Annotated in this window: 20 protein-coding genes; 16 read left to right on the top strand and 4 right to left on the bottom strand. The window is 54.9% G+C overall.

Annotated features, from left to right (window positions below; translation table 11 throughout):
• Window positions 1-44: 44 nt before the first annotated feature.
• From B5G03_RS16515 to B5G03_RS16500, 4 genes are read right to left on the bottom strand one after another with little or no spacing between them, the layout of a single operon-like run.
• Window positions 45-1,400, bottom strand: a complete 1,356-nt coding sequence (locus B5G03_RS16515; RefSeq protein WP_087182768.1) for an ATP-binding protein — start codon at window positions 1,398-1,400, stop codon at window positions 45-47.
• Window positions 1,393-2,313 carry a hypothetical protein gene (locus B5G03_RS16510; RefSeq protein WP_087182767.1) on the bottom strand — a complete coding sequence of 307 codons (921 nt, stop codon included), beginning with the start codon at window positions 2,311-2,313 and terminating at the stop codon, window positions 1,393-1,395. The genes B5G03_RS16515 and B5G03_RS16510 overlap by 8 nt, the downstream gene beginning before the upstream one ends.
• An 11-nt stretch (window positions 2,314-2,324) precedes the next feature.
• Window positions 2,325-2,591 carry a DUF6429 family protein gene (locus tag B5G03_RS16505; RefSeq protein WP_087182766.1) on the bottom strand — a complete coding sequence of 89 codons (267 nt, stop codon included), beginning with the start codon at window positions 2,589-2,591 and terminating at the stop codon, window positions 2,325-2,327.
• Window positions 2,592-2,635: 44 nt separating this feature from the next.
• Entirely contained in the window at window positions 2,636-3,499 is an 864-nt protein-coding gene (locus tag B5G03_RS16500) for a hypothetical protein (RefSeq protein WP_087182765.1), read from the bottom strand.
• Between the two features lie 255 nt (window positions 3,500-3,754).
• Between B5G03_RS16500 and B5G03_RS16495 the strand changes: the two genes are divergently transcribed.
• The 16 genes from B5G03_RS16495 (at window position 3,755) to B5G03_RS16420 (ending at window position 20,265) form a co-directional block, all read left to right on the top strand.
• The gene (locus B5G03_RS16495) at window positions 3,755-3,958 is read left to right on the top strand and encodes a transposon-encoded TnpW family protein (protein ID WP_015573777.1); all 204 of its coding nucleotides are present in this window, start codon (window positions 3,755-3,757) and stop codon (window positions 3,956-3,958) included.
• Between the two features lies 1 nt (window position 3,959).
• Window positions 3,960-5,930, top strand: a complete 1,971-nt coding sequence (locus B5G03_RS16490) for a recombinase family protein (RefSeq protein WP_087182764.1) — start codon at window positions 3,960-3,962, stop codon at window positions 5,928-5,930.
• Window positions 5,931-5,999: 69 nt separating this feature from the next.
• Complete coding sequence (locus B5G03_RS16485; RefSeq protein WP_087182763.1) at window positions 6,000-6,620, top strand: CHC2 zinc finger domain-containing protein; 621 nt, start codon at window positions 6,000-6,002, stop codon at window positions 6,618-6,620.
• Window positions 6,595-7,980: a DNA primase family protein gene (locus B5G03_RS16480; RefSeq protein ID WP_087182762.1), complete on the top strand. Its 1,386-nt coding sequence runs from the start codon at window positions 6,595-6,597 to the stop codon at window positions 7,978-7,980. Before B5G03_RS16485 ends, B5G03_RS16480 begins: the two co-directional genes overlap by 26 nt.
• 453 nt (window positions 7,981-8,433) lie before the next feature.
• Entirely contained in the window at window positions 8,434-8,649 is a 216-nt protein-coding gene (locus tag B5G03_RS16475; RefSeq protein WP_087182761.1) for a phosphoribosylglycinamide formyltransferase, read from the top strand.
• Between the two features lie 4 nt (window positions 8,650-8,653).
• Window positions 8,654-8,848 (top strand): DUF3847 domain-containing protein, encoded by a 195-nt coding sequence (locus tag B5G03_RS16470; protein WP_087182760.1) that lies wholly within the window; start codon window positions 8,654-8,656, stop codon window positions 8,846-8,848.
• A gap of 441 nt (window positions 8,849-9,289) precedes the next feature.
• On the top strand, window positions 9,290-10,981 hold the full coding sequence (gene mobQ / locus B5G03_RS16465) for a MobQ family relaxase (protein ID WP_087182759.1): 1,692 nt from the start codon (window positions 9,290-9,292) through the stop codon (window positions 10,979-10,981).
• A 174-nt stretch (window positions 10,982-11,155) separates the two neighbouring features.
• Complete coding sequence (locus B5G03_RS16460) at window positions 11,156-12,133, top strand: LacI family DNA-binding transcriptional regulator (protein ID WP_087182758.1); 978 nt, start codon at window positions 11,156-11,158, stop codon at window positions 12,131-12,133.
• A gap of 111 nt (window positions 12,134-12,244) precedes the next feature.
• Window positions 12,245-13,348, top strand: a complete 1,104-nt coding sequence (locus B5G03_RS16455; protein WP_087182757.1) for a phosphate/phosphite/phosphonate ABC transporter substrate-binding protein — start codon at window positions 12,245-12,247, stop codon at window positions 13,346-13,348.
• Between the two features lie 76 nt (window positions 13,349-13,424).
• Window positions 13,425-14,177: a phosphonate ABC transporter ATP-binding protein gene (gene phnC, locus B5G03_RS16450; RefSeq protein WP_087182756.1), complete on the top strand. Its 753-nt coding sequence runs from the start codon at window positions 13,425-13,427 to the stop codon at window positions 14,175-14,177.
• Window positions 14,174-14,995: a phosphonate ABC transporter, permease protein PhnE gene (gene phnE, locus B5G03_RS16445; RefSeq protein WP_087182755.1), complete on the top strand. Its 822-nt coding sequence runs from the start codon at window positions 14,174-14,176 to the stop codon at window positions 14,993-14,995. The genes phnC and phnE (B5G03_RS16445) overlap by 4 nt, the downstream gene beginning before the upstream one ends.
• An 11-nt stretch (window positions 14,996-15,006) precedes the next feature.
• A complete protein-coding gene (phnE, locus tag B5G03_RS16440) occupies window positions 15,007-15,816 on the top strand; it encodes a phosphonate ABC transporter, permease protein PhnE (protein ID WP_087182754.1) in 810 nt (269 codons plus the stop codon).
• A gap of 2 nt (window positions 15,817-15,818) precedes the next feature.
• Window positions 15,819-17,339: a bifunctional metallophosphatase/5'-nucleotidase gene (locus B5G03_RS16435; protein WP_087182753.1), complete on the top strand. Its 1,521-nt coding sequence runs from the start codon at window positions 15,819-15,821 to the stop codon at window positions 17,337-17,339.
• A gap of 64 nt (window positions 17,340-17,403) precedes the next feature.
• Window positions 17,404-18,174, top strand: a complete 771-nt coding sequence (locus B5G03_RS16430; RefSeq protein ID WP_087182752.1) for an inositol monophosphatase family protein — start codon at window positions 17,404-17,406, stop codon at window positions 18,172-18,174.
• 454 nt (window positions 18,175-18,628) lie between these two features.
• Window positions 18,629-19,051: a hypothetical protein gene (locus tag B5G03_RS16425; RefSeq protein ID WP_087182751.1), complete on the top strand. Its 423-nt coding sequence runs from the start codon at window positions 18,629-18,631 to the stop codon at window positions 19,049-19,051.
• A 23-nt stretch (window positions 19,052-19,074) separates the two neighbouring features.
• Entirely contained in the window at window positions 19,075-20,265 is a 1,191-nt protein-coding gene (locus B5G03_RS16420) for a hypothetical protein (protein ID WP_087182750.1), read from the top strand.
• Window positions 20,266-20,289 lie beyond the last annotated feature (24 nt).

Raw genomic sequence — 20,289 nt, 5'->3', positions numbered from 1 at the left:
CCCTCACAGCAAGCCTTGTCAGCCTGCCGTGAGGGCATTTTGCGTTATTTCAGCAACTTCCAGTATCCTTTGCGGTCGGAACCGATGCGCTCAATCAAGCCATTCTCTTTGAGCATTTTTAATCTAAGCGACACGGTTTTCCGGCTCAGAGACAGATTTTCGGCAAGGAAAGTCGTTGTGTATGCTGGATCGACGGCAAGGAGATTCAGAATTTTCAGTGATGTCTCATCCAGCGTATCTGTCACCTTGTCTGTTACCTTTTCTGTCACCCTGCTGGTAACAGAACGGATGAGCCGATCTTCCGGTGCGGTGAACTTTATCATAATATCGCCGGGATTGATGGTATATTCCGGTTGCGGCACGCCGTCCTTTTCACAGGCCGAGCAGATTTTCTCAATGCCCCGGCCCCAGCTCTCAATAAAGCCCGCCAGATAGAACACATGGGCGATATTTGGGTTGTAGGGGCTGGAAGCGTGCTTGCTCATCAGGTTTTCGAGCGTCCAGTTTTCCGGCAGGCACCCGCAGTTTGCGATATACAGCTTATCTTCGTACACGCTGATCTGGATCGGCACGCCGGATTGATACTGCTTGTGGCACAGGGCGTTCAGCAAGGCTTCCCGCAGGGCCTCCTCCGGCACAAAGTATCGCTCAATTCGCTGCATCCCTTCATAGGTGATTTTGGCCTTCATGTACTTGAGATACACCAGCTCCACAATTTTGTCGATCTGTTCCAGAATGGAGCCGTGGATTTCATCCTGATACAGCAGGTCGGCGTCCGTCTCAAAGTAGCCGATTTTCACATACGCGCCCAACTGCCATTTCTCTGGGTCTTTGCTAAACAGGAGCATGGCCGCGTTGGTCAGATACGGGCCGTTCATCAGGTGCAGCTTTTCCATCAGCACATCTTTTGGCTCATCCAGTACGCTTTTGTCGATGCGCCCTTTTCTGGCGGCCCACTGCTTAAAGTGCGCCACCGTTTCGTCATCCACATCATCCAGCGAAAAAGCCGGGAGAGGCAGATTGTCCCAAGTCACGCCCCTCTTTCGCATGAGGAAGGCTTCCAGCGCCGGGCCGGTCAGAATCTGCCGGGTACTGCCGCTGCGGTAGTAGTAGACGCCCTTGCAGGAAATACCGATGGGATACGGTGGCACGTCGATCTCAATATATTCCTTGCCGTCCTTGTCCAACAGGTTGACGCCGACAATAATTCCCATCGCATCCCGAATTTTGTTGGGAATGTCCTCCAGCAGCTTGCGGGCATTAGGCAGGCCGACGATGTTTCCTTCGTCATCGCAGCCAATATAGATTTTCCCGCCCTGTGCGTTAGCGTAGCCGCAAATCCATTCCAGATATTCGTCCTTCCATTTGCTTTTCCATTCCGTGTTCTGGCTCTCAGGCATTTTCGTCACCGTCCTGTTCTTTATGTTTTCCCCGGCTCTTATAGACATTATACTGGTTCTTGCATCGTGCGCTGCAAAACGCGGCGTTGGCGCGGCTGGATATGAATACTTTCTGACAGTGCTTGCACAGCCGCAGCGGCTTGGCATCGTCCACAAGCATAAAGCTGAACATCATCTGGATGCCCAGCAAAAGCGAATGGAAGTCCCAGTAAATTGTGGGCTTTTCCAGCAGCTCGATGTGATAACTGGGCGCGATCCCGCCAAAGGCCGCCATCGCCTTGCGGTACAGGTTCCGGGTTCCCTCGTCGATGGAATCGTAGTCATGGTAGTACAAAATGGAGGTCGTCAGCGTAAAGGCCCAGTCTTTGAGCTGCTGGGCGATCCAATCGTAGGGTTCTGCATACTCCCGCTGGAAACTCATGGTTTTCGCCATTGGTTCGTCGGCAAAGGTCATGGTCAGCGCGATCATCGTGCGGTCGTTTGAAACTGTCCAGCCGGATTCTACGCCCTGTTTTACCACTTCCAACTGATCAAAAGGATAAAATAGTGCCAGGTAATCCTCTGTCTCCATCGCCTCTGCCTTGATGAAGTGGTTCTTCGGCAGATAGACCGCCTCGTAGTCCATAAAGGACGGCGTAGTGGGCAGCGCTGTCATTAGGCCTAGCAGGCCGTACTTGGAGACAAATTCCAAAATGGCCGTTTCCACGTCCACGTCCGTCCTGCGGCCCATCATCAGCATCCCCACATTGAGGGCGTCCAGCACCATGCCGGGCATTTCCTTCATGGGATTATACACATCGGGCTTCGCATCTTTGGCCGGTGTGACGTACCACTTTCCATCAGCGGCAGTTTTCAGCTCATAGCGGTCATACCGCACCCAATGGGAACGGGACTGTTCAAACAGATTCTTCATGCCACCGTCCCTCACTTCCAATCGTCAATACCATACTTTTCGAGTAGCGACCGGGCGTATTCCTTGCCAGTTTCGGTCAAATAAACGCTCTTGCTCCTGCGGCTACCCTGACGGATCAAATCTTCATCGTCCAGTCCATTCAGCACATCAAAATCGTAACCTTTCCAGGCATAGAAGTGTTTGGCTTCCGCGAACTTTTCCCGTTCGCAAAAACGGGAAAGATAAATCAACATCATGGTCAGTTCTTTCATGGCCTGCTTTGCTTCGGTATGTTCCATGAATACCCTCCTTCTACCATGTAATCTTACTTCATAGTTTTATATTACTCGCTGTCCTTGCCGCCGTCAAGGGCGGCTTTTTTCTTGCGCCGTTTGGTCTTGTTCTCCCGGCGTATCACAGCGTCTTTTCCCTTTTCCCCAAGCAACGCAGCATATTCCTCCATAAACTGCCGCTCCCGCAGCGTCAGACTTTTGCCCTCGTCCTGCACTCGGCACAGATGGGCGTACAGCTTCTTTTGCAACTTCTTTCGGATGGTGTTGCGCACCTTGCGGATATTCCTGTCAGATTGGCCGCGCAACTGCGCCAGCTGGGTGGTGCTGTATAGCCGAATAGAAAGAAAATAGAGGATTTCCTTGTGTTCCTCGCTCAGTTCCTCAATCATCTGGGACAGAAACGCATTGGCCGTCAGCTGGTGCATCTCGTAGGGGCAGTCAAAGAGGATGTCCAGGAAGTTGCCGCTGCACAGCTGGCGCACCGCCGGATTGTTCAGCCAGCGAGGCACGATCTTCGGCTCCGGCACGGCCTGATATTCCAGCGGTACATCGCCCCGCAGGTTTTCGTGATCCCGTTCCCGGCGCTCACGATTGCGGTCGAGCTTGTTCCATTCCTCCACCACAACGGCGAAGTCCTCCGCTGTCCGGGCGGCATCTTCCAACCGGCGCAGCGCCTCGGCCCGAAGCTCCCGTTTCAGCCGTTTCCCGCTGGTGGGCGCTGCTTCTTCCTCCGCATCCTCCAGCTCGGCGTCATAGTCAATGGGCCGCTCGTCCTGCTCCAGTTCGCTTTCCAGCTCTACGGCGCGTTCCTGTGCCAGCTCCTGCGCGAGCGTATCGTCCTCCAGCGCATCGTCCCAACCGGCGAAGCCATCCGCCGCATCCAGCAGGCCGTCATCGTCCAGTATCCACGCCATGACCTCGCCTCCTCAAAAAATAATTTTGTGTTTCTGCGAAAATGGTTCCGTTTTACACCCGCTTTTTCTCCTATCAGTAGAGGAAGTAACCCGAACAGCAAACAAACAGGTTACAAGGCTGCTGACAAGCAAGAGAAAGGAGGAACCGCGCCATGCTGATGCACCGCAAGTAGCTGTGCGGATTGACAGTTACACAAAACGGAACTATTCATAGTATACAACGGCTGCGCCCCGGGCGCAAGAAAGAGAGGTTCAATGGCAGAAACGAAGGGCATCTTTTTGACACGGCACATCGGCAAGACCACCTACAAGGTGCGTGTCCATCTCAGCGAAACCGCAAACGAGACGATGGAAGATAAAATTTTGCGGTTGATCCGCAATGATGGGCTGGCAATGGACGGGGAATGTGGTATAATGGAATTGCCACAAATGAGCCGTCAGTCTGAAAGGAGCGCCTGATATGGCAACCAGACAGACGGAAGAAAAAATTACCGCGCTCTATGAGCGCCTGTCCCGTGACGATGACGTTGCGGGCGACTCGAACTCCATTCTGAACCAGAAGCGGTATCTCGAAAGCTATGCAAAGCAGCGGGGCTATACCAACATTGTCCACTATACGGATGATGGGTGGTCGGGCGGCAATTTTGAGCGTCCGGGCTGGAAACGCCTGGTCGCCGACATTGAGGCCGGGATGGTGGCCCACCTGCTGTGCAAAGACCTCAGTCGGATCGGTCGTAATTACCTGCAAACCGGCTTTTATACCGAGATCATGTTCCGGCAGTATGGGGTTCATTTTATTGCTGTCGCCAACAACATTGACAGCGACGAACAGGAAAGCAGCGAATTTGCGCCGTTTTTGAATATCATGAACGAGTGGTATCTGCGCGACCAGTCCAAAAAGGTTGCGGCGGCCTACCGGGTGAAGGGCAAGGCGGGCAAGCCCACATCCAACAGCGCCATCTACGGCTACAAGAAAGACCCGGAGGACAAAGACCACTGGCTGGTGGATGAGGAAGCCGCCGCCGTGGTGCGGCGCATTTTCCGGCTGGCTGTGGAGGGGCACGGCCCCTACGAGATTTCCAAAATGCTTACCGCCGAGAAGGTAGAGTGTCCCGGCTACTATCTCGCCAAGCAGCGGGCGAAGCAGAAAAAGCAGGGCAAAAAGAGCGGCACATCCATGCTGGACAAGAACCGCCCCTATGACTGGTACGGCAACACCGTCAGCACCTTGCTGGAGCGGCCGGAATATATGGGGCATACGGTGAACTTCCGCTCCTCCAAAAAGTCCTACCGGGACAAGCGGGTGAAGAACGCCCCGGAAGATTGGCTGATCTTTGAGAACACTCACGAGGCCATTGTTGACCCGGAGACATGGCAACTGGCCCAGCAGGTGAAGCGGACGGTGCGCCGGACAGATACCACCGGCGTCGCCAATCCCTTCACGGGCCTGGTGTTCTGTGCAGACTGCGGGGCTAAGATGTACAATCATCGAGGGCGGCATACCAGATCGGACGGTAGAGAGTACGGCAGCGATACCTATAACTGCTCCACCTACTGCCTGACTATCGAACGAGAAACCAAACAGTGTTTTTCTCACAGTGTCAGCACCAAAGCCTTGACCGAGCTGGTGCTGAATATCATCCGAACCACCGCCAGCTATGCCATTCAGAACAAAGAGGAATTTATCCAGAAGGTGCGCAGCATCTCCCAGGTGCGCCAGCAGGAGGCCGTCAAAGAGTTGAAGCGCAAGGTGGCTAAGGCCAAAAAGCGCATCGCGGAGCTGGATATGCTCATTAAAAAGCTGTATGAAACCTATGCGATGGGCAAACTGGAGGAAAAGCGGTTCGAGATGCTGTCCACTGAATATGAGAAGGAGCAGGACGAACTGGAACAGGCCCTTGCTAGCGATCAGACCAACCTTGACCAGTTTAACGAGGACACCGACCGCGCCGACAAGTTCCTGGCCCTGGCGAAAAAGTACACGGATTTTTCCGAGCTGACCGCGCCGATGATCAACGAGTTTGTGGAGAAGATCGTGGTTCATGCGCCTGACCGCAGCACCGGCGAACGTATCCAGGAGATTGAAATTTATCTCAAGTTCATCGGAAAATTCGATGTTCCCATGCCGGAGCCGACCCCGGAAGAATTGGCCGCAGAGGAAAAGCGCCGCCAGAAGCGCATCCGTGACCATGAGAAGTATCTGCGGCAGAAGGAACGCAAGAAAAAGATTGCCGAGGGGCAGATCGTGCCGGGCGAACCGTATGCGCTGGTTTGCCAGTGCTGCGGGGAGAGCTTCCACTCCATCCGCCCCAACGCCAAGTTCTGTACGCCCGCCTGCCGCCAGCGGTTTTACCGCCAGCAAAAGCGGGAGCTTCCGCCGCCGGATGCAGTATCCGAGCAGGAACCTACAGAAACAAGCAAAATCGCATAACACCGAACACAGCGGCTTGCCCGACGAGGGCAGGCCGCTTTTTCTATGCTCAAATATGGAGGTACTATTTTGACATTATTTGAAACTGTGAAAAACTCTGTCACTGTGAAGCAGGCCGCCGAGCACTACGGCTGCAAAGTCAACCGGGGCGATATGATCTGCTGCCCCTTCCACGATGACCGGCATCCCAGCATGAAGCTGAACAGGGATTATTTCTATTGCTTTGGCTGCGGGGCCGCCGGGGACGTGATTGACTTTGTGGCAAGATTGTTCGGCCTGAGCAGCTACGAGGCCGCAAAGAAGCTGGCCTATGATTTCGGTATCGACCCGGATAAGCCCCCGGCAGCTGTGGCGCTGAAAAAGCCCTATCCGCTGGCGCGGGCCTTCCGCAACGATGAGATGTACTGCCAGCGGGTGCTATGCGATTATCTGCACCTGCTGGAACGCTGGAAGGTCGAGTATGCACCGCACTCGCCGGAAGATGAACTGGATGACCGTTTCGTAGAAGCGGGTCAGATGCTTGAATATGTAGAGTATCTGTTGGATGTTCTCATGTTTGCGGTACTGGAACAGCGTGTGAAATCAGTAGATATGTTGCTGAAGGACGGAACTATCGCCGCGCTGGAGCAGCGGCTGAAACGTCTGAAAAAGGAGGTGCAGCACCGTGGCGAAGAACGAGCAATCGCCTGAGGTCAACCAGCCCATCTGGTTTGACGGAAAGAGTATCAACGAAGCCCTGTTTTGCGATGATTTTCTGAACCGGCACAAAATCATCTACACAAACGGGGCTTTTTTTACGCCCGATGGCCGCGTGACCACTGATCTGCCCCTACGCAGCGAAATCTTTGACGAACTGCGCTGCTGTGCGGTCAGCAACATCCCCCGCAAAATCAGCAACATTGTGGAGCTGATGAAGCTGGCCGCACTGCTGGAGGACTTCCCGCCGGAGGCGGACCGCATCCATCTGGCAAACGGCACGCTGTTTCTGGATGGAACCTTTACAGAGGGGAAACCAGAGATCGTCCGCTGTCGCCTACCGGTGGCTTACAATCCCAACGCCCACGCGCCTACCAGCTGGCTGGCTTTTCTGGACGGGTTGCTATACCCGGAGGACATTCCCACCTTGCAGGAGTTCATCGGATACTGCCTGATTCCCAGCAACAAGGGCCAGCGGATGATGGTGATTAAGGGTAACGGTGGTGAGGGCAAGAGCCAAATCGGCGCGGTGCTGTCCGCCCTATTCGGCAGCAATATGAAGGACGGGAGCATCGGCAAAATCTCAGAGAATCGCTTCGCCCGCGCTGATCTGGAACACATTCTACTATGTGTGGACGACGATATGCGGATGGAGGCGCTGCGCCAGACCAACTATGTAAAATCCATCGTCACCGCGCAGGGCAAGATGGATTTGGAACGCAAGGGAAAGCAGAGCTATCAGGGATGGATGTGCGCCCGGCTGCTGGCATTCAGCAACGGAGATTTGCAGGCGCTCTTTGACCGCAGTGACGGCTTTTACCGGCGGCAGCTGGTGCTGACTACCAAAGAGAAACCTGCCGACCGTGTGGATGATCCCGACCTGGCTGAAAAGATGAAAGCGGAGATTGAGGGCATCTTCCTCTGGGCTTTTGCAGGATTACAGCGGCTGGTGGCGAACAACTTCAAGTTTACCGAGAGCCAGCGCACCAGAGAGAACCGGGAGGCAGTCAAGCGGGACAACAACAATGTGTTTGACTTTTTGGAATCCGAGGGCTATATCCGGCTGAAAGCCGATGCGTCCATCAGCTCCAAGGAACTGTACGAGGCGTATCAGATTTATTGTGCCGAAAATAATCTGACCACAATGAAGCCCCGCAGCTTCAGCGACGCTGTGATTGGCAGCCAGAGCAGGTACAATCTCGAATACTGCAACAATGTTACCAACGCCGCCGGTCGCCGGGTACGGGGCTTTTTCGGGATCGAGGCATTGGTTCATCCTAATATATCGGTGTTTTCCGGTGATTCGCTGCGTACGTACGTACCGAGAGACACATCGGAAGGGTGGCGGGACTGAACCACTGTACGTACGTACGCAGCGGTTAGCCCTGTTACCTCATATATTGCAAACACGCCTCACCGCCTAAAGTGGTCGTTCCCATTTTGGGAACAACCAAAACGGACAGGAAACGCAGTGATTTTGCAGGCATATTTTGAAGCAATCACAAAACGGCGAAATGTTTCTCCCTTTTCCGCACACCGTTCACCGGATAGCGGCTCGCGGAACTGCGCACACGCTGCATTGTCTCGTGCAGATACAGCCCGAACGGGGAAAAGCCCCGTATTTCCGCGAAGTCGAATATTCCGACTCTGATCAACGATACGGGAGGAATTATTTCTATCGCAAAACAGCATTTGCGCAAATTTCACCATTGACCAAAGCCGGTGCGCTCTCCAGCGCAGCCGGTTCTTTTTATGACGCAACCGGAAATCATGCTTTAACACCCAAGTAAAAAATGGAGGAATTTTTATGAAATCGAGCATCCGAAACGAAATCAAGGCGCAGATCGTCCGCACCGGGTACACCATGCAGGAAGTCGTTGACCTTCTGCACGACGAATATGGCTGGAGCGACAGCGTATCCAACCTTTCCGGCAAATTGCAGCGGGGTTCGCTGCGGTATCGGGAGGCCGTAGAGCTGGCCGATGTGCTGGGGTACGATGTGGTCTGGCAGAAACGGAGGTAATCGTATGACCGATGCGGAAAAGAAACTGTTGCAGGCAAAGCACTGCATGGAGGAAGCCCAAGCGCGGGATCGGGTCAAGGAACGCAAGGTCCGGACACGGCGGCTGATCCAGGAAGGTGCGATTTTGGAAAAGGCGATGCCAGAGGTGCGGGCGATGGAGTTGTCCGACCTCGAAAGCTATCTCTTGCAGAAGCGGTAACGATTTTATTTTTACGCTGGAGGGCCTCCGGGAAACCGGGGGCTTTCCTTTTTTGTACCCGAAGGGCGCACTTACTCACCACCTGCTAAAGCAGGCGGTGGTAGCCCTCCCGTTGGTCGGGCACGTGCGCTCTCCGAGGGGGGGGATTGCGTCTCCTGCGGGAGCCGCTGGACAAGGCTGCATTATTTACAAACTGCCAGCCTTGCCCACGCAGTCGGCGCAGGGGCTTCCATTTTGGAACCCCCTGTTCATGGGGTGGCAATATACCACCCCATCCCGCCGCCTGCCTGCGCAAACCTGCCACCGGCAGCTTTGTTGCAGATACAGGGGCAGAACAATTTGATTCCACCCCTGTTTGGTTGGGTGTCGTGATTCACGACGCCCTTTTTAGAAAAAGGGGTGAACATTTCCAGTACCCCTTTAGAAAGGACAAGGTGATCTATGGCGATTTACCATTTGGAGGCCAAGATGGTCAGCCGGGGCGCGGGGCGCTCCGCTGTGGCCGCTTCGGCCTATCTGAGCTGTTCCCGGATGCTCAACGATTACGACGGGGTGCAGCACGACTACACCCGCAAACAGGGTCTTGCCTGGCAGGCGGTGTTCCTGCCGCCAATGGCTCCCCCGGAATGGCAGGACAGGGAAAAACTCTGGAACGCCGTGGAGGAAGCGGAGAAAACCAAGGACAGCCGCCTTGCGCGGGAATTTGTCGCCGCGCTGCCCATCGAGCTGTCACGCCAGCAGCAGATCGAACTTCTGCAAGAATTTATCCGGGAGCAGTTCGTAGATGAAGGAATGTGCGCCGACGTTGCCATCCACGACACCGACGGCCACAATCCCCACGCCCACATCCTGCTGACGGTGCGTCCGCTCAATGAAAACGGCACCTGGCAGTACAAGACTGAGAAAGAATATCTCTGCGTCAAGGACGGCGAAGAACGGGGCTTCACTACCTCTGAGTTCAAGGCTGCACAGGCCGAGGGCTGGGAGAAGCAGTATTCCTACAAAGTCGGCAAAAAGAAAGTGTACATGGCTCCTTCCGCAGCCCAGGCGCATGGCTATGTTCGTGCGGACAAACACCCCAAAAGCACCCGGTACGGCAGGCAGAATCCCATCTCTGCGCGGTGGAACAGCGAAGAACAACTGCTCGTCTGGCGCGAGGCGTGGGCCACGGCAGCGAACCGCTGTCTGGAGTTGGCTGGTCACGACAGCCGCATCGACCACCGCAGCCATGCCGAGCGTGGACTGGAGGAACGGCCCACGATTCACGAGGGCGTGGCAGCCCAGGCGTTGGAGCGGCGCGGCATCGTCTCCGATCGCTGCGAACTGAACCGGCAGATCAAGGCCGACAATGCCCTGCTGCGGGAACTGAAAGCGGAGGTCAAAAAGCTGGCCGCTTTGGTTGTCCACACCGTGCCCGCCGTAGCGGAGCGTCTGGAAAAATTACGCAGCAGGATTTTAATTTTCTGTTACCAGCTATCTCATATCCGTGCAGGCCGTGCCAGCTGTCAGAAAGCCCTTACTGTGTACAAGCCCCAGCTGACACGGTTCATCAATTTGGCGCAGCAGATCAAGGAGAAAGGCAGAGAGCGCAAAACAGTGAAAGCCGAGAAAGAATCCCTGCCTGCGTGGAAGGTGTTCAAGCACAAAGAGTTGGGCGCTAAGATTGCGGAGCTGACCGAGGATCTGGAGGAACTGCGCTCTGAAAAGGCGCTGTTGTTGCAGCAATTTGAGTATGCTGAGGATGCTGGGGCCGAGACCTTCCGCAAAGACATCGCCGTGCTGGAATCCAACCTGCAAAAATTGGACGAGCAGGAGCAGAAATATTCCGCCGAACTGGATGCCGCACTGCATGAATACGCCGAGGTGAAATCGCAGGCCACCGACCTTGACCCGGTGGAACTGTATGAGGCCCGGCAGGCCATCCGATCTGGGTATGAAGCAGCCGCCAATGAAAAGTTGGAGCAGGTATTTGGCGAAAAATATTCGCCGCTGCGGTGGATGGACGCTAAACAGGCACAGACGCGCTTGACCAACGATACGGCAGAGGAATACGCCGCCATCCAAGTGGCGAAGCAAAGGCACAAATCCATGTCGCTGCCTACCCGCAAACGGAAGCAGGAGCAGGAATGGTAACGCGAAAGGCGGCACGGCCCATGTTGGTCGTGCCGCCGTTTGCCCTTACGATGCATTGCAGGACTACTCCATGTTATAACCGGTTCATTATTTAGTAAAATTTTAGTAAAGCGTATTGACTTCGACAGAAGGCGCTATATAATGAGCTTGAAACGATACGAAAGGAGGAGCCTCATGGCGACAATCAAGGATGTGGCCCAAGCCGCTCAGGTCTCGACTGCGGCGGTCTCACGGGTTTTGAACAAGGACGACAACATCTCTGTCTCACCGGAGGTGCGGGCCCGGATTTTTCAGGCGGCCCACGTCCTGGGCTATGTATCTCCTCGCCAGAGAAAGGCGGCAGAGCATAAAACGCACCTGGTCATTGGGGTGGCGGACTGGCGGATCATCCGCCCAGACCGGCACAATGTACGGCTCTCGTCTCTGTCCTGTCTGGTACAGATGATGACCGACCGGTACGAGGTAACCTTTGTTCGGTTGACTTTCAGTGAGCCTCAAAAGGTAGATGGCATTATCGCCTTGGGGGTGTTCAGCGAGAAGGAAATCGACTTTCTACGCTCCCTGTCCTTCGCCATCGTCTTTGTGAACTCCAACCAGCACAACTACGAGTTCGACCAGGTGCAGGTGGACTTCGACCGGGGCCAGGAGCAGATGGTGTCCTACCTGCTGGATCAGAAACGGTACACTGGCCTGGGGTATATCGGCGGTATTTACGACGGGGCTAATGGCCGCATCGGCACCCACCGTCTGGCCGCCATCCGGCGCATCTTGGAAAAGCGCGGCCAGTACGATCCCCGAACCTTCCATGTGGGGGAAATCAGTCGAGAAAGTGGCTATGCGCTGGCCAAGAAGGCCGTGGAAGAGCATACCTTGGCGGAAGCAGTTCTGTTGGGCAGTGATGAGGTGGCTGAAGGCGCTTTAGAGGCATTCCGGGAACTGGGCGTACGTGTGCCGAAAGACGTGGCGGTCATTATCTATCAGGATATTCAGACCTTGGAGAGCAAGTGGCCCACCGGCACCTGCCTGGAGATGTTCCCGGACTATGTGTGGGAAAATGCTCTGGAACTGCTTTTTGGCCGGATCAGCCAGCGTCGTTCCCAGGCAGTGACCGTCACGGTGCCTACTCACCTGAAGATTGGAGACACGGCCTAACTTACTGAAGCGGTTATCAGAGGGCATTCCCTCTATAACAGATAAATTTAATAGTAACCCCAGAAAAGTAACCCCAGAAACATTTACAGAAACAACAAGGAGGATCACAGAATGAAGAAAGCATTTTCTCTCCTGCTGGCTGGTGTGATGTGTGTTGGCCTACTGGCTGGCTGCGGCGGCCAAAACAGCGAGTCCCAGAGCAGCACCAGCAGCACAAGTTCCACAGACAGCAGCACAAGTACCACAGCGACTTCTGAAGCTGGCAACAAAAAAATCGATACCTTGCGGATTGCTTTTGTCCCGTCCCGCGAACCAGAGGAAATCATTACCGCTACCGAACCCTTGAAGCAGATGCTCACCGATGAACTGGCGACGCTGGGGTACGATGTTGGCGAGGTGGACATCACCGTGGGCACCAGCTATGAGGCAGTGGGCGAGGCTCTGGCCGCCGGTACCGCCGATGTGGGCCTGATCCCCGGCGGCACCTATGTGCTCTACGATGACGGCTGCGACGTGTTGCTGACCGCCACCCGTGACGGCCTGTCCATTGACTCCGATAATGCCAAGGACTGGAACGACAACGCCCCCACCGAGCCTACCACTGAGCAGGTCACCAGCTACCGTGCCCTGATGATCGCCGGTCCCTCTGAGAAGGGCAAGGAGCTGGCCGCCAAGGTCAACGCTGGCGAGGCCCTCACCTGGGAGGACGTGAGCAGTGCCAACTGGAGTGTGGCCAATTCCTCCTCTCCTGCCGGATACATCTACCCCTCTCTGTGGCTCCAGGAGAACTTCGACAAGAATATCACCGACCTGCCCCACGCGGTGCAGTCTGACTCCTACGGCAGTGCCTTCGCCCGTCTGGCCTCCGGTCAGGTGGACATCCTCTGCACCTATGCCGACGCCCGCCGGGACTATGAGGATGAGTGGACAACCGAGTACGGCATGACCAACAGCATCTGGGATGACACCGCTGTGGTTGGCGTCACTCCCGCTATTTACAATGACACCATCAGCGTCAGTAAGACCTCGCCCATCATGGACGATGATTTCAAGCAGGCTTTGGGTCAGGCCTTCATCAACATCGGCAATACCGAGGAAGGCAAAGAGGTCATCGCCATCTACAGCCACAACGGCTATCAGTGGGCGAAGTCCGAGGACTACGACTCTGAGCGGGCCGCTCAGGAGATGATCCAGTCTCTGAACAGCGCGGGTTAAACTCAATCAAACATGAACCACAAATGAGGGAGGGAGGCCGAGGCTTTCCTCCCTCGTTTGGGATAGGGAGAGTATCATGATAGAATTCAAAGAAGTAGAAAAGCGTTATCCGAATGGATTCGAGGCCCTGAAGCACATCAACCTTACCATTGACCAAGGGGAGTTTGTAGCCATCATCGGCCTGTCAGGCGCGGGCAAGTCCACCCTGATTCGTACCATCAATCGGATGCACGACATTACCCAGGGCCAACTGACGGTGGACGGCACCGATGTGATGACCCTGCATGGAAAAAACTTGCGGAAATTTCGTCGCCGGATCGGCATGATTTTCCAGTCCTTCAACCTGATTACCCGCACCACTGTTATCAAGAATGTGCTCACCGCCTTTGTCCCTGATCTGCCCTGGTGGCGGGCAACTTTTGGCATCTTCACGAAGGAGGAAAAGATGAAGGCGCTGGAAGCCCTGGATCAAATGGGAATTCTGGACAAAGCCTTTGTCCGGGCGGATCAGCTTTCCGGCGGCCAACAGCAGCGTGTGGCCCTGGCTCGGACCCTGGCCCAGAATCCTCAGATTATCCTGGCGGATGAGCCGGTGGCCTCTCTGGACCCGGTGACTGCCAAACAGGTGATGGACGATTTTCAGCGAATCAACCGGGATATGCACATTACGGTACTCATTAACATCCACCATGTGGAGTTGGCTCTCCAGTACGCCACCCGGGTAATTGGTATCCGAGCCGGGGAGATCGTTTACGATGGCCCGGCCAATCAGGTGGATCAGGCGGTGCTGGACTCCATCTATCAGGGAAAGCAGGAGGAACCGGCATGAGTATATACGACAAAATCTTCCCACCCAAATTGCTCACCCTACCCAACGGAAAACAGGTTTCCAAACCCAGATCTCGTGCTCCGCTGGCAGCGGTGATTTTGGTAGCCATGACGATTCTTTCGGTGAAGGTCACCGGTTTTGACCTGGGGGTCCTGGTCAGTCGGATTAAGGAGTTTTTTGTCATTCTGGGCGACATGATCCCTCCGCAGTGGGACTATATGCCCCAGATTTGGCAGCCATTGTTCGACACCATCAAGATGTCCCTGCTGGGTTCCTTCATTGGCTCCATCCTGGTGGTGCCCTTCGCTATGCTGGCATCCACCAACATCATCCACAGCCGGGTGGTCGTGGCAGCTATGCGTCTGTTGTTGAGTATCATCCGCACTTTGCCTACCCTGGTCTCCGCTCTGATTGCCACCTACATTTTCGGCCTGGGTACTCTGGCGGGCACCACAGCCATCGCCATCTTTACCTTCGCTTACATCGGCAAGATTCTCTATGAAGAAATCGAGACGGTGGATATGGGACCTTTTGAAGCCCTGGAGGCTATGGGGGCCACCAAGGTGCGCTCCTTTATCAGCGCCATCGTCCCCCAGGTACTGCCCTCCTACCTCTCCAACTGCCTGTTCTGTTTTGAGGGCAACGTGCGCTACGCCTCCATTCTGGGATATGTGGGCGCTGGCGGCCTGGGCCTGATTCTGAACGAGAAGATTGGCTGGCGGGAGTATGCCAGCGTTGGCATGATTCTGCTGGCACTGTTCGTCACTGTATTTATCATTGAAACCATCAGCCGGGCCGCCCGGAAACGGCTGGTATAGGAGGAGCTGCCATGAACAAACGAATCGAAGCGGCTTATGAACAGCGGCCCCGCCGCTGGGTCTTTGAGCTGGCCGTAGCTGTAGTGGTCGTAGCTCTGCTGATCTGGAGCGGCTCTGCCGTGGAGACGGCGGGCACCACGCAAAATGGAGCGGTGATTGCCTGGAATATCCTGGCGGGCATCTTCCACCCGGATACGGACCTGTTGTTCAATTTCACTACCCAGGGTGTGCCTTATCTGTTGTTGGAGACCATCTGCATCGCATTTTTGGGTACGATTGTGGGTGCTATCATTTCTGTTCCGTTGGCCTTTCTTTCGGCTTCCAACCTGACTCCGAAGCCGGTAGCCTTTGTTGGACGTATCATCATTATGGCCGTCCGCACCGTTCCCGCCTTCGTCTATGGCCTCATGTTCATTCGCGTCACAGGCCCCGGTGCCTTCGCTGGCCTGCTGACCATGTCCCTGTGTTCGGTAGGCATGGTGAGCAAAATGTACATCGAAGCCATTGAGGACTTGGATGTTCGTGTATTGGAGTCCCTGGACGCGGCGGGCTGCACGACCTGGCAGAAGATCCGCTACGGCATCCTGCCCCAGCTGATGCCCAACTTCGCCTCCACCGCCATCTACCGCTTTGATATCAACCTACGGGACGCCACCGTGCTGGGCCTGGTGGGAGCGGGCGGTATTGGTGCGCCGCTGATTTTTGCCATGAACTCTTATCGCTGGGAGGAGGCTGGTGCCATCTTGGCGGGCCTCATCGTGCTGGTGTTGATCGTGGAGTGGATTTCCACCAAAATCCGGGTCAAGCTGGCCAGGGGGTGAGCATGGAAAAAACGGTTCAAATCTATTACACCTCAGATACCCACGGCCACATTTTCCCGGTGAACTACGCCGCCAACTGCCCGGAAAAAACCGGCCTGCTGAATCTGGCCGACCAGATGGAAAAGGACGGAAACACCCTGGTATTGGACGGCGGGGATTCCTTGCAGGGGACGCCTTTGACCCAATATTACCTGGAGAACCGGGGCCGGTGGCCTGTCCACCCGGTAGCTGCGGCCTTCAACGCGATGGGTCTGGACTACTTTACCTTGGGTAATCACGACTTCAACTTCGGTTATGAGGCCCTTCGGGATTATCTACGGGCCATGGATGGCGTATGCCTATGCGCCAATGTAGAGGACTTGGGTGGCGAGCTGCCCATCCGCCCCTGGGCAGTGCATACCCTGGCCAACGGCCTGCGGGTGGGGATCACCGGCGTGGTCACCGATTTTGTGAACGTATGGGAACAGCCCCAGAACTTGGAGCGATTGCGGATTACCGATGCTTTTCAAGCTGCCCTGACGGCCTGTTCCGCCCTTCGGGATCAGTGTGACGTTCGGGTGTGTATCTACCACGGAGGTTTTGAGGAAGAGTTGGAAACGGGGCGGGTGCTCTCAGACAGCGGAGAGAATATTGCCTGTAAAATCGCTCGGGAACTGGACTTCGACCTTCTCCTCACAGGCCACCAACACATGGCGGTGGAAGGGGTAGAGTTGTCTGGCACCTATGCGGTTCAGCCCCCCGCTAACGCCGGGCACTTTCTTCGTATCACTGGACAGCAAGACGGGAGAAACTTCTGTTTTCATTCCAAACTGACGCCAGTGGGTGCAACGCACGGCACGGAGCCTTATCAGAGCTTACTGGCCCTGGAACAGGCGGTGCAGGTCTGGCTGGACCAGCCCATCGGGGAGTTGGCCTATCCGATTTCCCCGGAGGGGAAGCTGGACGCCGCCCTCTACGGCAGCCAGGTGGCCGCCCTGTTCAACCAGGTGCAGTTGGCCGAGACCGGGGCGGATTTCTCCTGCACCAGCTTGGGAAACGACCCGGTGGGGCTGGCCTCCCCAGTGACCATGCGGGGTGTAACAGCAGCCTACCTGTTTGCCAACACTCTGGTGGTGCTGGAGGTGACGGAAGAGGTGCTGCGGCAGACTCTGGAACGGTGCGCCGCCTACTTCACGTTGGTTGATGGCCAACCCCAGATTTCGGAAGAGTTTCTGCTACCCAAGGTGGAGCACTACAACTACGACTTTTACGCTGGTCTGGCTTATACTTTCGATCTGCGCCGCCCTGTGGGGAGCCGGGTGGTTCGGCTGACAAAATTGGACGGCTCACCCCTGGGAGGTGGGACCTTTCGTCTGTGCACCAGCAACTACCGGGCTACCGGCACCGGCGGCTATGATGTCCTACGGAAGTGCCCGGTCCTCTGGCGAGGCGGCGTAGAAATGCCGGATCTCACCGCCCGCTATATCCAGACCCACAGCCCGGTGCCGCAGTTGCATAACGCGGAGATGCGGGTGATCTGGTGAAACCTTCTTGACAAGCCACAAGGAATATGGTTTTATAAATCAAATAAAGGAAAGAAGGTGGAGGATGGACAGATTCAATGTCGCAGTGAAAGTTGCTCAAAACGCCGGAGATCTTCTTCGGCAGTGCCGCCTGGAAGAGGCGGAAGTCAGCCAGAAAACGGGTCATCAAGACCTTGTCACCTGTTGGGACCGCAGAATCGAACAGCTGCTGCGAAATGAAATACTGACAGCCTTCCCCCAAGACGCCATCGTGGGGGAAGAGTATCCGCCGGAGGCGCATCGCACCGGGGCGGTGACCTGGTATATTGACCCCATCGACGGGACCACGAATTTTATCAATCAGCACCAAAACTACGCCATCTCCGTGGGGTGTTGGGAGGGAAGCGTACCACTGTTCGGACTGGTGCTGGATGTGGAGCGAAAAGCGCTGTACTGGGGAAAGCACGGCGGCGGTGCGTGGCAGGATCAGACGCCGATCCGCACCTCTCGCCGGCGGGAACTATCAGAGCTGCTGCTGACAACACCGGGCCTGCAATACACCTTTTTGGAACCCCATCCCTATCAGGAGCGGATGATCCGGCTCGCCCGGAAGGTACGGGGAGTCCGGTGCCTCGGCTCCGTGGCCCTGGAACTTTGTGAGGTGGCTGCTGGCCGGGCAGATTTATTCGTTACCATGCGCTCTTCCCCCTGGGATCACAACGCGGCGCGGATCATTCTGGAGGAGGCTGGAGGTGCGATTTTCACAGTGGCTGGAGATGAACTGCCTCTGGAGCAGAAAAGCACTGTGCTCGCTCTCAATGCTATTGACTTGAAAGACCGCGTCCTCTATGTATGAGTATGTATGAGGATTTGTCCGCTGTAAAGTATTAGGGACGCTTTTTGAAACCTAACGACAGGTGGGATTGGCTCTGTTTGCTGCTTCGTGAATTTTGCGTTGTCTGAGTGACCCAGCTTACATTGTACCCCCTCCGAAGCTACAATACAGACAGTTAGGAAGCACAAAGTGCCTCTCCTTTGTACCGGCAGAAGTGTCGGAAGGAAAAGGAGAGGCATTTTTGATTATATGTTCACCCACAGTGGGTTATGGAACACAGCTGCCCAAAATTTGTCCCTATAAAATGTGTGTCTTCTTACGCCAATTTAGTCTAATTGCTTGGTAATTTCGTGTCATTCGCGCCCAATATTTACGAATACTTTACCTTGGTTTCACCCCATAAAACAAGCTGAGTGTTATAATTGAATTGAAAACAGATCTACTGACCTATGAACAAAACGATGAGGTGAACTATATGACTTTATTCATGAATGAGAAAGATATGAATGAAATGTTAGCCAGTATTTGCCCGGAAGGAGAAACGTACCAGGGAAAAGCATGGGGGACCCTGATGTCCGGTACGGCCGAAATGCTGGCACTGGGAGCCTTGAGTAATGTATATTGTTATGTTGGCGTGACAGAAAAAACATTGGTTATCGCAGTGTTGGAAACGTTTGATATCTCGCATATTTACGGTAAAATCTGCATTCCGTTTGACCAGTTTGACGAACTGAAGGTACAAAAAGGGCTACTGCCTTCCCAGCGGATTATCAAAGCGAAAAGCGGGAAAACCAAAATAAAATTGTCGCTGGTCAACAACAGCATCACCGCCAAAATCAAAGATCAAAAACAGGGGATGCTTGCGATTTGCGAGGCGCTGGAGCGTTTGAAACACTGATTTTCATAAAAGCAAGAGAGAAAATGAACAATATAAATGAGAACCGAACAGACAAAAGAACACCCGGCGGCGAAAAAAGCAAGGCGGAGTTAAAATGGTTTGTTTTGTTCCTCGCCGTCATCTTTTTTCTGCCGATCACCATCCTCGCGGTGGTGGAATGGTTTACAAGCGCCGATGCCTTTGCCATCGGCATCACGGGGTTTATGCAAGCCGTCATTGTCTATGGCGGCTTGGGGCTGGTGGCGGTGATCATCGCCCTTGTCTTATTCATACTGCTGATTCAGCCGGACACAACGTTCCTGCAAAAGGTTGGCAGAACCGCAGGCATTCTGCTTTGCCTCGCCGCCGCTTTCTTCCTTGTCCGGCCGCTCGTTTTGGACATCCCCTACCTCAAGCGCCCGGAAGCCGCCTATTTGGAGCGGCTGGAATTTGAATATTCGCGAGGGATCGGGGACTATGGTTCGGACGACTATTATCTGCGCGGCGTAGATATGACCGGCGAACGGCATTCCTTTGAAATCAGTGAAAAGAGGTACGAGGAAGGGCGCGCGCTGTGGGGCGGGAACGACTTTGCTCTGTTTGCGAAAGTTACCTACCTGCCGCACACCTCCACCTTGATAACGCTCGACTTTATGACAGAACTCGACGCGCCGGAGGCCGAATTGTACCCCACATCCCCCGAACTTTCGGATGATTGGGAAAGTTTTTCCATCCAGATCAATGACGCGGTGTATACGTTGCCGCTTCCCCTTGCGGATTTTCTTGACGACGGGTGGGTGATTTCCGAGGAGGATGCCGGGCTTTCTCTGCCCGGCGCGGAAGGCCCGTATGCGTCCTATGAATGGGAATGGGTCTCGCTGAGCAACGACCGCGAACAGGATATCAGTGTCTGTGTCTTCAACACCACCGAAAGCACGATGCCCGCCGCCGAGGGCACGGTGGGAGGTATTCATGTAATATATGGCAACTACGACTTTTCCGGCACAGAACTACGCCTTCCCGGTGGGTTGATGCTGGGATGGTCTACCAGAGAAGACGTCTTAAAACTGTATGGCCAACCGAACGATAGCTTTGAGGCAACCTATGGTGGATATAGCTTGAAATACGAAATTGATGACCCTCTTGACCCGGCCTCTTGGAAGCTTGGTTTTGATGATTCAGGCATTCTAGACGATGTTATGGTACACCACCAGGCTTATTTCCGTTCTGACTAACGTCATGGAATATGTACATCTTAC

Source organism: Gemmiger sp. An50 (assembly GCF_002161595.1).
In the GTDB taxonomy this organism is placed as follows: domain Bacteria; phylum Bacillota; class Clostridia; order Oscillospirales; family Ruminococcaceae; genus Allofournierella.
This window is presented reverse-complemented; position numbering and strand designations above follow the sequence as displayed.

Coding starts and splice junctions, on each gene's coding strand:
- B5G03_RS16515 (WP_087182768.1), bottom strand. CDS start 1,400: ATGCCTGAGAGCCAGAACACGGAATGGAAAAGCAAATGGAAGGACGAA.
- B5G03_RS16510 (WP_087182767.1), bottom strand. CDS start 2,313: ATGAAGAATCTGTTTGAACAGTCCCGTTCCCATTGGGTGCGGTATGAC.
- B5G03_RS16505 (WP_087182766.1), bottom strand. CDS start 2,591: ATGGAACATACCGAAGCAAAGCAGGCCATGAAAGAACTGACCATGATG.
- B5G03_RS16500 (WP_087182765.1), bottom strand. CDS start 3,499: ATGGCGTGGATACTGGACGATGACGGCCTGCTGGATGCGGCGGATGGC.
- B5G03_RS16495 (WP_015573777.1), top strand. CDS start 3,755: ATGGCAGAAACGAAGGGCATCTTTTTGACACGGCACATCGGCAAGACC.
- B5G03_RS16490 (WP_087182764.1), top strand. CDS start 3,960: ATGGCAACCAGACAGACGGAAGAAAAAATTACCGCGCTCTATGAGCGC.
- B5G03_RS16475 (WP_087182761.1), top strand. CDS start 8,434: ATGAAATCGAGCATCCGAAACGAAATCAAGGCGCAGATCGTCCGCACC.
- B5G03_RS16470 (WP_087182760.1), top strand. CDS start 8,654: ATGACCGATGCGGAAAAGAAACTGTTGCAGGCAAAGCACTGCATGGAG.
- mobQ (WP_087182759.1), top strand. CDS start 9,290: ATGGCGATTTACCATTTGGAGGCCAAGATGGTCAGCCGGGGCGCGGGG.
- B5G03_RS16460 (WP_087182758.1), top strand. CDS start 11,156: ATGGCGACAATCAAGGATGTGGCCCAAGCCGCTCAGGTCTCGACTGCG.
- B5G03_RS16455 (WP_087182757.1), top strand. CDS start 12,245: ATGAAGAAAGCATTTTCTCTCCTGCTGGCTGGTGTGATGTGTGTTGGC.
- phnC (WP_087182756.1), top strand. CDS start 13,425: ATGATAGAATTCAAAGAAGTAGAAAAGCGTTATCCGAATGGATTCGAG.
- phnE (WP_087182755.1), top strand. CDS start 14,174: ATGAGTATATACGACAAAATCTTCCCACCCAAATTGCTCACCCTACCC.
- phnE (WP_087182754.1), top strand. CDS start 15,007: ATGAACAAACGAATCGAAGCGGCTTATGAACAGCGGCCCCGCCGCTGG.
- B5G03_RS16435 (WP_087182753.1), top strand. CDS start 15,819: ATGGAAAAAACGGTTCAAATCTATTACACCTCAGATACCCACGGCCAC.
- B5G03_RS16430 (WP_087182752.1), top strand. CDS start 17,404: ATGGACAGATTCAATGTCGCAGTGAAAGTTGCTCAAAACGCCGGAGAT.
- B5G03_RS16425 (WP_087182751.1), top strand. CDS start 18,629: ATGACTTTATTCATGAATGAGAAAGATATGAATGAAATGTTAGCCAGT.
- B5G03_RS16420 (WP_087182750.1), top strand. CDS start 19,075: ATGAACAATATAAATGAGAACCGAACAGACAAAAGAACACCCGGCGGC.